The following is a 13305-nucleotide window of genomic DNA, read 5'->3' as shown; positions in this document are numbered from 1 at the left end:
TCGGAAACGGGCCTTTTTTATGGCTCAGATTTAACCGCCAGCGCCTCACTGTAGCTCTTCGCAAAGTCATACTCTTCCAGCATAAAATCGATAAAACAGGCCAGCGCTGGTGAATTCAGTTTGCGGCTCGGGTAGACCAGATAGAGGTCATTGCCCTCGGCTTCCCACTCGGGCAGAACCCGCACCAGCAGGCCTTTCGCCACTTCGTCATGACATAAAAACGCCGGTAGCAGGGTGATCCCCGCCCCTTCCACCGCGCATTCGCGGGCATAGAGCAGGTTGTCAGTGGAGTGCGCCCCCGGCAGCAGCCAGCGATGATAAGTCTCCCCGCGATGCAGCACCCACTCGGCCCACGCGCGGTGCGCGATACAGTTGTGCGAAGCCAATTGCTGCGGATGGGTCAGCGGCGAGTGCGTCGCCAGATAGGCCGGAGAGGCGAGTAAGTAGCGCGGGCTGTGGCCCAACTCGCGGCCAATCAGCGACGAGTCCTGCGGCTTGCCGGTGCGCAGCGCCAAGTCGAAGCCCTCCTGCACCAGATCTACCATGGCGTCCGAGACCGACACTTCCAGCGATACCTCGGGGTAGCGCTTCTGGAACTCCGCGTTCATCCGCGCCAGCAGCGTGGCTCCCAAACCCGCCGGGCTGGTGATACGCAGGCGGCCGCTGGGGTTATCACGCAGGCGGCGGATAGCCAGCTCGGCGCGTTCGCTCGCCAGCATCATCTCTTGGCAATGGATCAAATAGCGTTCACCGGCGAAGGTCAGGTTGAGCTGCCGCGTGGTGCGATTGAGTAAGCGAATGCCCACGGACTTCTCCAGCTGGCTTACACGCTGGCTGACGCTCGACTTGGGCAACCCCGCGCGCTCGGCGGCGGCGGTAAAGCTGCCGCACTCGGCAACCAAGGCAAACAGCGCCATATCCTGCAATTGTTTGAACATGATTGTTCACCTCAGACGAACACTTTGTTAGTTATTGTCCATCTTATCAGCTTAGCCCATGGCGACTACACTCTGTGTAACCCTAAATGGAGGAACCCACATGTCCATCAACGCTATTGCCGTAAACCCGAAGAACCCTGCGCACTTTATTGCGATTGAACTGCCACAGCCTGAAGTCGGCGAATTTGACCTGCTGGTTGAAGTGAAAGCCGTCTCCGTTAACCCGGTCGATACCAAGGTACACAAAGGCGCACAGAAAAATGGTCTGGATGCCCCGCGCGTGCTGGGCTGGGATGCCAGCGGCGTGGTGAAAGCCGTCGGCAGCGCGGTGAAAAACTTTAAAGCGGGCGACGAAGTTTGGTACGCCGGTGACATCACCCGTTCAGGCAGCAACGCCACCGAGCAGCTGATTGACTCACGCATCGTGGCGCGCAAACCTAGCTCACTCAACTGGGCCGAAGCCGCCGCCATGCCGTTGACCGCGCTGACCGCGTGGGAAGCCCTGTTCGAACACCTGCACATCCAAAACGCCGGTGAAGAGAAAACCCTGTTGATCATCGGCGGTGCCGGTGGCGTTGGCTCGCTGGCAATTCCTTTCGCCGCGCTGCGCAGCAAAGTGAAAGTGATCGCCACCGCCTCACGCCCGGAATCAGCCCAATGGTGTTTGGATCGCGGCGCGGACCTGACCGTGAACTACAAAGATTTGAAAGGTGAGCTGGCGAAACACGACATCAAACAGGTCGATTTCATCCTCTGCCTGAATGACACCGACGGCCACTGGGCCGCCATCAGCGACCTGATCGCGCCAATGGGCCACATCTGTACCATCGTTGAGAATGAGCATCCGCTGGATCAGAGCAGCCTGAAAGTGAAAAGCGCCGCGCTGCACTGGGAGCTGATGTTCACCCGCAGCATGTTCAACACGCCGGACATCGCACAGCAGGGTGAAATCCTCAAGCAGGTGGCTGAGTTAGTGGACGCGGGCAAAGTGAAAACGACGCTGAGCGACACCTTGCACGGCCTGACGGTGGAAAGCATCGAAGCCGCCCACGCCAAAGTGCTCGACGGCCATATGCAAGGCAAAGTGGTTATCGCCTTCTAAGCCGTAGCCTTTGCATAAAAAAAGCCCTCGATTTGTGAGAATCGAGGGCTTTTTCATAACGACGAGTTACTCTTTCGGCAGCGCGCTCACTCGGCTGGTGTCCGCCGCCAGCATGATCTGCACCAGCTCCACGCACTCGAGGAAACGCTCGTCATAGTCCGAGGATTTCACGTGCACGTAGTCAATGTTGTTTTGCTGCAACATCTCGATTAACAGGTTCTGGAAGGAAGAACGGTCAGTGGTGCTGCCCAAGCTGCGCAGCCCGTCCGCCACCCACGGCGTGTTGTTCTCCAGCAGGATCACCAAATCAAACCGATATTCATCCATCAAGGCTTGAACAAAGGGATGCTCGCGGCCTTCGTACTTTTTGCAAAATGCCTGCGTGGTCAGGAAATCGGTGTCGATGAAAGCCACCTTGTTGGCGTATTTCACCGCGAAATCAATGTACTGAGCCTGCCCGAGGGCGATTTTGTCATAGTCGGAATATTGCAGCGCCATCTCGTCGCCGCCGAGGTGCGAGAAGACATAATCGCGGCCATATTCCCAGGCACTGGTGGTGTTGAAGATGTTGGCTAACTTATTGACCAGCGTGGACTTTCCGCTCGACTCGCCGCCCAGCACCGCCACGGTTCGCACGAAGAACGGCTTTACTTCGGTCGGGATATAATCCCAGTAGCGGAAAGGGTCGCGGCGAATTTGCGATCCGCTGATATTCATAAACGAGCGTTTGGGATCGATAAGCACGGTTTCGATCCCCAGATGCTCGCGGTAGCGCGGCGCATCGTTCTCTTCGCTCGAATAGATGGTGTTCGGCACGATCCCCTGCTTGTTCATAAAGTCGGTGATCCCCTTACTCCACACGTCCCAGCCGTGCGGATAAGGCTCCATTCCCTCTTCGTTAAACGAATGAATATGGATATTCTTCTGATACTTAAAGGTTTGCAGCAGCCAACGCAGGCGGTCGCTCACCGTGGGTTGCTGAGACATGGAGCTGTTCTCGAACAGGCTCAGGTCGCGAGGCTCGTCGTAGCCCATGATGATGTGCAGTTCATCAACCTGACTACAGGCGCGCTGGATTAAATAGATGTGTCCGGTATGCAGGGGATAAAATTTACCAAACACCACGCCGATGTTTTTCTCCCGGCGGGGGAATTCAAGATCGAGGAAACGGTGCAGTGCTTCCAGCTTTTGCGCACTCGGGCTTTTGATTTTGGCATTCAGCAGTTGGCTAAGATAGCCCTTGGTCATGCCGCTGGCATCCGCCACCTGCTGTAACGTACATCCCTGTTTCTTAATTGCCGTCTTCAGATAATCAAACTGTGACATACCTTGTCCTCTACCCTGCGTTTAATTTACTAAACAAAAATAGCACAACTGGCGGGTAGAGGAATACTCAGAAAATGTTACAGATCGTCGAGGATCGCCAGCGCGTCCGCCAGCTTCTTCACGCCAAACACCTGCATCCCGGCAGGCACCTTTTTCGGCACATTGGCATGAGGCACGATGGCGCGTTTAAAGCCGTGCTTGGCGGCTTCGGTAATTCGCTCCTGACCACTCGGCACCGGGCGAATCTCCCCTGCCAGCCCCACTTCGCCGAACACCACGAGGTCTTGTGGCAGCGGGCGGTCGCGCAAACTGGAAACCAGCGACAGCAGCAATGCGAGGTCAGCACTGGTTTCCGTGACTTTTACGCCACCAACCACGTTGACGAATACGTCCTGATCCGCCATCTGCAAGCCGCCGTGACGGTGCAATACCGCCAGCAGGATCGCCAGTCGGTTCTGCTCAAGGCCTACCGCCACGCGGCGCGGGTTGCCCATCATCGAGTGGTCCACCAGCGCCTGAATCTCCACCAGCAGAGGCCGGGTCCCTTCCCACAGCACCATCACCGAGCTGCCGGACGTTATCTCATCACCACGGCTCAGGAAGATGGCCGACGGGTTGCTCACTTCGCGCAAGCCCTGCTCGGTCATGGCGAACACGCCCAATTCATTCACTGCGCCGAAACGGTTTTTATGGCTACGCAGGGTGCGGAAGCGGGAGTCGGCGTCGCCGTCCAGCAGCACCGAGCAGTCGATACAGTGCTCGAGCACCTTCGGCCCGGCCAGAGAACCGTCTTTGGTCACGTGGCCCACCATCACAATCGCCACGCCGCGCGTCTTGGCGAAGCGCGTCAGGTAGGCGGCGGTTTCACGCACCTGCGCTACCGTGCCCGGCGACGACTGGATGTCCGCCATGTGCATCACCTGAATGGAGTCGATCACCATCAGCTTCGGCTTCTCCTGATCGGCAATCAGGCAGATTTGTTCAATACTGGTTTCCGACAGCATGTTCATGTTGGCGGTCGGCAGCCCGAGGCGATGGGCGCGCATTGCCACCTGCTGGAGTGACTCCTCGCCGGTGACATACAGGGTTTTCATGCTTTCGCCGAGGTTACAGAGGATCTGCAACAGCAGCGTACTTTTGCCCGCTCCCGGATTACCACCAATCAGGATCGCACTGCCCGGCACCACGCCGCCGCCCAGCACGCGGTCAAACTCTTTGAATCCGGTACTGAAACGCGGCAGTTCGTCGAGGCTGATTTCAGACAGCTTCTGCACGCGGCTAACGCCCGCATCACCGGCATAACCACTTAAACGCTCGTTGCGGGCCACGGTTGGCGAGGCAGACAAACGGATTTCGGTAATGGAGTTCCAGGCCTGACAGGCACTGCATTGCCCCTGCCAGCGCGGATAATCTGCGCCGCATTCATTACACACAAATGCTCGTTTTGCTGCTTTTGCCACAACTTACCTCGAAATATTTGATTTAAAACTTAGGCTAAGCTTCCGCTTAAAATACAGAGAACGCCAATTAAGTCGGCGTGACGGATACAGACTTCCGCCTGCTCGTAGACCTTTGGCTTGGCGTGATAGGCAATGCCCATCCCCGCAACGGCCATCATCTTCAGGTCGTTCGCGCCGTCGCCGATAGCCACGGTTTGCTCTTTCGGGATCTCCAGCCGCTCTGCCAGCTTGAGTAACGTGTCGGCTTTATATTGTGCATCGACAATCGGACCAATCACGCGCCCGGTCAGCTTGCCGTCGCGGATTTCCAGCTCGTTGGCCGCCACGTCAATCAGGTTCAGCTTGTCGCGCAGGTACTCGGCGTAATAAGTAAAACCGCCGGAGGCGATGGCCACGTGCCAGCCCAGCTCTTGCAGGCGCTGCACCATCTTGGTCAGGCCCGGCATCAGAGGCAGGGTTTCGCGCACTTGTTGCAGAATGCTGGCATCAGCATCTTGTAAGGTGGCGACGCGTTGACGCAGGCTGGCCGAAAAATCCAGCTCGCCGCGCATCGCGCGTTCGGTCACTTCAGCCACCTGCTCGCCGACGCCCGCCAGTTTGGCAATTTCGTCGATGCATTCAATCTCAATCGCGGTAGAATCCATGTCCATCACCAGCAGCCCCGGCGTGCGCATGTGCGGCACTTTGCCAAGCTGGGTGACATCAAGCTCGAAGGACTCGGCCAACGCTTCTATGTCCGCGGTCAATGCACCGGCCAGACGAATAACCTGATAATCATCAACGGTCCAGGCACTGACAATCACCAGAGCGCGACCCAGACGGCGTTGGAAGTTCGTAATGCTTGTTTTATCCAGTTTCCTGCCGTACAGCAGCCAGCCAGTATGCCCAGCACGGTAGTCCAACGGCATCACTTCGTCACCGCTGAGTGAAAGGGGAAGTCCCGGCCATTGGTGGATCTCCGCTGGAAGATCGCAATAGGTCAGACTGTTTGGCATGATCACTCCTGTCGAGCAGTTAGGCGTAGAAAAACAAGAATTGCGTAAAATATTACCCAAAATCATTCACGTTGCGTCAAGGCGGCAACTGAGTGAAACCCAGGAGCATACATCAGTATGTGACTGGGATTCGCGAAGGCAGCCAACGCAGAAGCAGCTTGAAGGATGAAGGGCATAAATGAGGCAACAAGCTACCCTATAGCCCGCGCTTCTGGCAACATTAAAGTCGTCGAAAATCTTAAGGAAACAGAATGGCAAAGGCCAAACTGAAATTTCGCCTGCATCGCACAGCTATCGTGATGATTTGTTTGGCTTTATTGGTAATTCTGATGCAAGGAGCTTCCTACTTTAGCTTGGGGCATCAGCTTGCCCGTTCCCAGCAGGTGGAACAACTTGCCCAGACGCTGGCGAAACAAGTGGCTTTTAGTCTGGCTCCGCTGATGGACAGCGAGAATGATGGCGCGGATATCGCCCAGATTTCCACTATTTTGAATCAACTTACCGACAACAGTCGCATTCTTGATGCCAGCGTCTATCAGATGGATGGCTCACTGATTGCCCACGCCGGTGAAAAGGTGCCGGTTCGCGACCGGCTGGCGCTCGACGGCAAACGCGCGGGCAGCTACTTCAACCACCAAATCGTTCAGCCCATTGAAGATAAAGACGGCCCGAGCGGCTTTCTGCGCCTGACCCTCGACACCCACGTGCTGGCGACCGAATCCAAACAAGTGGATAACACCACCAACCTGCTGCGCCTGATGATGCTCGCTGCGCTCGGCGTCGGTATTATCCTTGCCCGCACCCTGTTGCAGGGCCGCCGTAGTCGCTGGCAGCAATCACCTTTCCTGCTGACCGCCAGCACGCCGGTCAAAGAGGATGATGAGCCAGAGGAAGAAGAAGCCGACGAGTTCGGCCCGCCGCCGACGCTGAACATGACCGAGCCCGACGCGGAGGTGGCTCCCGCCAAACCCGCCACCGAGCAACAAACCAAAGAAGCCGCTCAGGCCGCCTACCGCAGCCTGAAACGCAGCCGCGAAAAGCGGGATTAAGCCAGCCGCCGAATATTGGCGGTGAGCTGTGCAACCTGAGCCAGCATCTGGCTGGCTATCAGGCGGAATTCAGGGCTGATTTGCTCGTCCTGCTCCACCTTCTGCCAAAAATCTGACGCCCAGCGCTGAGCCCGCAGCCACTGGCTTTTCGCCACGCTGGGGTCTAAAACGATATTGATTGCCTGCCGTTTCATGTTGCCGCTTCTGTCCGGCGCGAAGCTCATTGGCAGCATGTCATAAACCGGCGATAGCTCGAAGGCGAACTTGTTCGGCAACAGCGGTGGGTCGATAAAAGACAGGTTCCCCTGATGCATATCACCATTGGCGATCAGTTTGCCAAAGGCGTAAAGCTCGCCAATGCGCGCCAGCGTGCTCTGCGAAATCAGTTTCTCCTGCTGCAATTTTTCCGCGATGGCGACCCAGCTACCGTGGCTGCCCGTGAATTCAGCGGCGACGGCCTCCAGCGATGCCAAACCGCGCCGCCCGCGCTCGCCAAGGCGATCAAAGCGTTCGACCTCTAAGAACACCTCACCATGGCTTCCGCTGTACACCTCCGCCCGTGCCGCCGCAATGCCTGCCTGTTGCAACACGGCCAGCGCGTGAGCCTCCGCGCGAAGCAAATCGCCCCAGCGCCGGGTGTTTTCATTGCCATCTCGCGGGGAGAATTTGACTAAAACGTGGGAAGCTGGCTTCTGCGGATGCTCGACAAAAACGCTAAACTTTGGCTGTTCCCCCCCTGCCGAAGAGCCCACCTCTTGCCCCGCGAGGCTTTTTTGCGCCAGATCTTCGAACGCTGAGATCTTACCTCGCCAAGCCACGGCTGACTCATCCGGCTTTAACGCCCACTGCTGATAGGCAGCCTGCCCCACAATCAGGTTGCCCACGGTTTCATTGCCATGTCGGCTAAGGGCCAGCAGGGTTTGCGACTCATTCCACAGCTTAATATCTTCAGGTAGTGCCAATAGCGCGCTGACATCCCGCCCCCACGCGCGGCCCAAAAATCCCTGCGGGCGCATGTCGGTAATAAACCACGGCAGCCCGTCGAACAGCGCGCACTGCCCGTCAGCGGTTTCAAACGCGCAGCTCTCCGCAGGCCATATCGACACAATGCTGCCGATTTGCTCGGCGTGCCCCTGAGTATCAATTCGGTAGAGCGGAAACTCACTCTCTCCACCAACCGGCCGCAGCAAGGCGTAGCGCGTTGACTTCCCCCGGCCTATCTTGCGCACATCACTCTGCTCAGCAAGCCGACGGGAAAGCGTTGCCTGACTTACCCCAATTTGGGCCATGATCTCTTTCGCCGTCAAGCTGCCCTGACGCAGTAAATCAGCCAACTCACTCATTATTGAATCAATCCCTGCATAGCAAGATGAATAGAAAGGTGAATAGAAAACCTTAATTATTTATAGAGCAAAGATGAGAGCCAAGCGAGGGAAAAATCAATAAAAAGAAAAATATAGAGAAAAAATAGGAAAGAAGAGAGATTGAAAAGGTCAAAAAAAGGCAAAAAACCGCGATTTGGTGAATAGAAAAGCTGAAAAATATGAATAGAAACGGGGACTTTTAACGTCCCCGTTTTGCTGTCTGCGGTCTGGCTACAGAACTTACTCTTTATCGCCCAGCAGAACGGATTCCAGTGCGATTTCGATCATGTCGTTGAAGGTGGTCTGGCGTTCTTCAGCGGTGGTTTGCTCGTGAGTACGGATGTGGTCGGAAACGGTACAGATAGTCAGTGCTTTCGCGCCGAACTCTGCTGCCACGCCGTAGATACCGGCGGCTTCCATTTCCACACCCAGAATGCCGTATTTTTCCATCACGTCGAACATTTGCGGGTCCGGCGAGTAGAACAGGTCAGCAGAGAAGATGTTACCCACGCGCGCGTTGATGCCTTTGGCTTTCGCCGCGTCAGAGGCGTTACGCACCATGTCGAAGTCAGCGATAGCCGCGTAGTCATGGTCTTTGAAACGCAGACGGTTCACTTTGGAATCCGTACATGCGCCCATGCCGATAACGATGTCACGCAGCTTGATGTCTGGACGAACTGCGCCGCAAGAACCCACACGGATGATTTTCTTCACGCCGAATTCGGTGATCAGCTCTTTGGCATAGATTGAGCAAGAAGGGATGCCCATGCCGTGGCCCATTACAGAAATTTTGCGGCCTTTATAAGTACCGGTGAAGCCCAACATGCCACGCACGTCGTTCACTTGTTTCACGTCTTGCAGGAAAGTCTCAGCAATGTGCTTAGCGCGCAGCGGGTCTCCCGGCATCAGCACTACGTCAGCAAAGTCGCCCATCTCGGCATTAATGTGTGGAGTTGCCATTGTTATCGTCCTTTAGATTCTTATTAATATAATTTCGTATACAAACTTGAGGAATTTCAAGCCGTAACCAGATGGGATACAGCTTGAATACGCGAAGTTTTACAGCATGGATTTACCGTAATCCATCGGCGACAGGTCAAAATACTTCGCCACGGTCTGGCCGATATCCGCGAAGGTGTCGCGGTAACCTAATGAACCAGGTTTCACTTTCGGGCCGTAGATTAACACTGGAATGTGCTCGCGGGTATGGTCGGTGCCACGCCACGTTGGGTCACAACCGTGGTCAGCGGTGAAGATGATGATGTCATCTTCTTTCACCAGTTCCAGCAGCTCTGGCATACGACGGTCGAACAGCTCTAACGCCGCTGCGTAGCCCGGCACGTCACGGCGGTGGCCGTAAGCGGAGTCGAAGTCTACGAAGTTGGTGAAGACGATAGTTTTGTCGCCAGCCAGTTTCATCTCTTGAATGGTTGCGTCAAACAGCGCGTCCAGACCAGTAGCTTTCACTTTTTTGGTGATACCCACCTGAGCATAGATGTCGGCGATTTTACCCACAGACACCACGTTACCGTTTTTCTCATCAACCAGCTTTTTCAGAATGGTAGGTGCTGGCGGCTCTACGGCTAAGTCATGGCGGTTACCAGTACGCTCGAAGTGACCTTTCTTGTCACCAATGAACGGACGGGCGATTACGCGACCAATGTTGTAGCCGCCTTCGGTCAGCTCTTCACGGGCAATTTCACACAGCTCGTAGAGGCGATCTAAGCCGAAAGTCTCTTCGTGGCAGGCAATCTGGAACACGGAGTCAGCAGAGGTGTAGAAAATCGGCTTGCCGGTTTTCATGTGCTCTTCGCCCAAGTCGTCTAGCACCACGGTACCGGAAGAGTGGCAGTTGCCCAGATAGCCCGGCAGGTTGGCGCGTTTCACCAGCTTATCCAGCAGTTCCTGCGGGAAGCTGTTGGTGGTGTCGCTGAAGTAACCCCAGTCGAATAAGACCGGAACACCGGCGATTTCCCAGTGACCAGACGGGGTGTCTTTACCGGAAGAAAGCTCGCTGGCATAAGCGTAAGCGCCGGTTATCTCAGCGTTACCGTCCATACCGTCAGGGATCTTGCCGGTAGACGCTTCGGCAGCTTTCGCCAAACCTAAACGGGTCAGGTTAGGCAGATTCAGTGGGCCTTGGCGTCCAACGTTGGCGTCGCCACGTGCACAGGCAGCAGCAATATGGCCCAATGTGTCAGAACCTGCATCACCGAATTTTTCAGCATCTTTACTGGCACCAATACCGAATGAGTCCAGTACCATGATAAACGTACGTTTCATCTTGCACTCCTATGCTCAATTATTCGTTGCGTGCATCGGTTCAGGCCGACACACAGATCATATTGAATTGGGGGCGTAGCTAGGCTTTTTCAACCCCCAAATATCCGATTATTTAATTCTGCGATAAACCACCGGCGTGGTTTCCGGCGCCTTGTCACTGAGGACGATGGCGGCGCGAACTTCATCAGCGGCGCTCTGCCACGCTTCTTCATTGCTGGCGTGGATCATCGCTAATGGCTGCTGGGTATCGACCTGCTGGCCCAAGTGCGCCATGTTGGTCAGACCCACGCTGTAGTCGATTGGGTCGCTGGCGCGGCGACGGCCGCCACCCAGTGATACCACCGCCATGCCCAGCGCACGGGTGTCCATAGCACTGACAATCCCGGCTTTCTCTGAGTAGACCGGCTTGCTGAGAGTCGCCTGCGGCAAGTAGCTGGCGTAACGCTCGATGAAATCGGTCGGCCCTTTTTGCGCCGCGACCATGCGGCCGAAGATCTCTGCCGCCTTGCCGTTGTCGAGCACGGCTTGCAGCTGGCGGCGCGCGTCGGCGTCGTCGCTGGCCAAACCGCCGGAAATCAGCATCTCGACGCACAGCGCCATAGTGACTTCCAGCAAGCGTGGGTTGCGATATTCGCCCGTCAGGAAGCGCACGGCTTCGCGTACTTCCACCGCGTTACCCGCGCTGGAAGCCAACACCTGATTCATGTCGGTCAGCAGCGCGGTGGTTTTGCAGCCCGCGCCGTTAGCCACGTCAACAATTGCCTGCGCCAAGTCTTCTGACAGCTGGTAGGTCGGCATAAATGCGCCAGAGCCGACTTTGACGTCCATCACCAGCGCGTCCAGCCCTTCCGCCAGTTTCTTGGCGAGAATGGAGCCGGTGATCAGCGGGATAGAGTCGACGGTCGCCGTGATATCACGGGTGGCGTAGAAGCGTTTGTCCGCCGGAGCCAAAGAGCTGGTCTGGCCGATGATAGCCACGCCGACGTCTTTGATAATGCTGCGGAAACGGTTGTCATCCGGGAAGATATCGAAGCCCGGAATGGCTTCCAGTTTGTCCAGCGTGCCGCCGGTATGGCCCAGACCGCGCCCGGAGATCATTGGCACGTAGCCGCCACAGGCCGCCACCATAGGGCCAAGCATCAGCGAAGTCACGTCGCCCACGCCGCCGGTGGAGTGTTTGTCGACAATCGGCCCATTAAGGTTGAGGCTGTTCCAGTTCAATACGGTGCCTGAGTCGCGCATCGCCATGGTCAGCGCCACGCGCTCTTTCATGTTCATGTCATTGAAATAGATGGTCATCGCCAGAGCAGCAATCTGCCCTTCCGACACCTGACTGTCACGGATCCCATTGATGAAAAAGCGAATTTCCTCTTCGCTTAGCGGCTGTCCGTCACGTTTTTTTCGAATAATTTCTTGTGCGAGAAACACGGAGTGCTCCTGAATGACTAGGAATGTAGAGAGGAAGTTATTGATGTTCTATGGCAGAGGCCCGGCGAGCCGGACCCCGTAACGCCGAAAGCGTTAGCTCAGCGCCTTAACCATCAATAGCTGCTGGTAGACTTTTGGTCAGCGTGGCCCAGCGTGGTCAGCAGGCTGGCCAACAGGCTTGATGCGCCGAAACGGAAATGACGTGAGTCAGCCCATTCGCGGCCCAGTAGGCGGTCTGCCAATGCCAGATACTGCGCAGCGTCTTCAGCCGTTTTCACGCCACCCGCTGGCTTGAAGCCCACGGCTTTGCCTACGCCCATCTCTGCAATTACCGTCATCATCAACTCTGCGCTGTGCAGGGTCGCGTTGACCGGAACCTTGCCGGTTGAGGTTTTGATGAAGTCAGCCCCGGCTTTGATAGCGATTTCAGACGCTTTGCGGATCAGCGAATCTTGCTTCAGTTCACCGGTTTCGATGATCACTTTCAGCAGCACATTGGCGGCAGCACAGGCTTCTTTACACTGTTTCACCAACTCGAAACCGACCTGCTCGTTGCCCGCAATCAGCGCGCGGTAAGGGAATACGACGTCAACTTCGTCTGCGCCATAGGCAATAGCCGCGCGGGTTTCAGCCACGGCGATCTCAATGTCATCGTTGCCGTGTGGGAAGTTAGTGACGGTCGCGATACGGATGTCTGGCGTACCTTGCTCACGCAGGGCTTTGCGCGCAACCGGAATGAATCGTGGATAGATGCAGATAGCAGCGGTGTTGCCCGCCGGGCTTTTGGCCTGATGACACAGGGCGATCACTTTGGCGTCAGTGTCGTCGTCATTCAGGGTGGTTAAATCCATCAGGTTCAGTGCGCGTTGTGCTGCGGCGGTTAAATCGGTCATAAAACTCTCCAACAATTTTCAATTCCAGCGACCAGCCAGAACTGAGCATACAGTCATGAATTCGGAAAAGTTGCCGAACTCTGCACGGTTGGCGAGCGGACTTGGTTCCTTGAAGACAGCGAACAGAGGCGAATTCGCGCCCTGCTGGCAGATGAGATCCTTCTCACCGCACCTGATTGGCATCAGCCAATGCGTTGTGACTATTTGAACACGCCGTGTCAGGTTGCTCTGTGCAGTATTTCACAAATTATGAAAACCGCTTGCAACGTTACTTGCACAAATGAGATTCAAATCACATTTAAGCCGCAACAATTCTGAGAATGGCGCAATTATGCTCAATATCCGACCCTAATAAGAGTGTATACCCGATTCATGACAACTGATGGCGGGTTACCCACTCTGTGATCACCGACCGGTGATCCTGAGATGAATGTTATAATAATAACATTTAAAGAAGAAGCACTGGT

General features: G+C 55.9%; 11 protein-coding genes. 2 read left to right on the top strand and 9 right to left on the bottom strand.

Annotated elements, in window-relative coordinates:
- Positions 1-17: 17 nt before the first annotated feature.
- Entirely contained in the window at positions 18-938 is a 921-nt protein-coding gene (locus GEAM_RS00985; protein ID WP_034786989.1) for a LysR family transcriptional regulator, read from the bottom strand.
- 100 nt (positions 939-1038) lie between these two features.
- Between GEAM_RS00985 and GEAM_RS00980 the strand changes: the two genes are divergently transcribed.
- The gene (locus GEAM_RS00980) at positions 1039-2040 is read left to right on the top strand and encodes a zinc-binding alcohol dehydrogenase family protein (RefSeq protein ID WP_034786986.1); all 1002 of its coding nucleotides are present in this window, start codon (positions 1039-1041) and stop codon (positions 2038-2040) included.
- A gap of 66 nt (positions 2041-2106) precedes the next feature.
- Here GEAM_RS00980 and nadR read toward each other — a convergent pair whose 3' ends face one another.
- The 3 genes from nadR to serB form a co-directional block, all read right to left on the bottom strand.
- Positions 2107-3366 carry a multifunctional transcriptional regulator/nicotinamide-nucleotide adenylyltransferase/ribosylnicotinamide kinase NadR gene (nadR, locus tag GEAM_RS00975; protein ID WP_034786984.1) on the bottom strand — a complete coding sequence of 420 codons (1260 nt, stop codon included), beginning with the start codon at positions 3364-3366 and terminating at the stop codon, positions 2107-2109.
- A 77-nt stretch (positions 3367-3443) separates the two neighbouring features.
- Positions 3444-4826 (bottom strand): DNA repair protein RadA, encoded by a 1383-nt coding sequence (gene radA, locus GEAM_RS00970; RefSeq protein WP_034786981.1) that lies wholly within the window; start codon positions 4824-4826, stop codon positions 3444-3446.
- A 29-nt stretch (positions 4827-4855) separates the two neighbouring features.
- Positions 4856-5821: a phosphoserine phosphatase gene (serB, locus tag GEAM_RS00965; RefSeq protein ID WP_034786979.1), complete on the bottom strand. Its 966-nt coding sequence runs from the start codon at positions 5819-5821 to the stop codon at positions 4856-4858.
- A gap of 251 nt (positions 5822-6072) precedes the next feature.
- Between serB and GEAM_RS00960 the strand changes: the two genes are divergently transcribed.
- On the top strand, positions 6073-6870 hold the full coding sequence (locus tag GEAM_RS00960) for a YtjB family periplasmic protein (RefSeq protein ID WP_034786976.1): 798 nt from the start codon (positions 6073-6075) through the stop codon (positions 6868-6870).
- Here GEAM_RS00960 and yjjJ read toward each other — a convergent pair.
- The 5 genes from yjjJ to deoC form a co-directional block, all read right to left on the bottom strand.
- Positions 6867-8213, bottom strand: coding sequence for a type II toxin-antitoxin system HipA family toxin YjjJ (yjjJ, locus tag GEAM_RS00955; protein ID WP_034786974.1), 1347 nt, complete (start codon positions 8211-8213; stop codon positions 6867-6869). The genes GEAM_RS00960 and yjjJ overlap by 4 nt on opposite strands.
- A gap of 261 nt (positions 8214-8474) precedes the next feature.
- Positions 8475-9194, bottom strand: a complete 720-nt coding sequence (gene deoD / locus GEAM_RS00950; protein WP_034786972.1) for a purine-nucleoside phosphorylase — start codon at positions 9192-9194, stop codon at positions 8475-8477.
- Positions 9195-9293: 99 nt separating this feature from the next.
- On the bottom strand, positions 9294-10517 hold the full coding sequence (gene deoB / locus GEAM_RS00945) for a phosphopentomutase (protein WP_034786970.1): 1224 nt from the start codon (positions 10515-10517) through the stop codon (positions 9294-9296).
- A 108-nt stretch (positions 10518-10625) separates the two neighbouring features.
- On the bottom strand, positions 10626-11945 hold the full coding sequence (gene deoA, locus GEAM_RS00940) for a thymidine phosphorylase (protein ID WP_034786967.1): 1320 nt from the start codon (positions 11943-11945) through the stop codon (positions 10626-10628).
- Positions 11946-12058: 113 nt separating this feature from the next.
- A complete protein-coding gene (gene deoC, locus GEAM_RS00935; protein WP_034786962.1) occupies positions 12059-12838 on the bottom strand; it encodes a deoxyribose-phosphate aldolase in 780 nt (259 codons plus the stop codon).
- Between the last annotated feature and the right edge of the window lie 467 nt (positions 12839-13305).

Source organism: Ewingella americana ATCC 33852, assembly GCF_000735345.1.
Lineage (GTDB): Bacteria > Pseudomonadota > Gammaproteobacteria > Enterobacterales > Enterobacteriaceae > Ewingella > Ewingella americana.
This window is presented reverse-complemented; position numbering and strand designations above follow the sequence as displayed.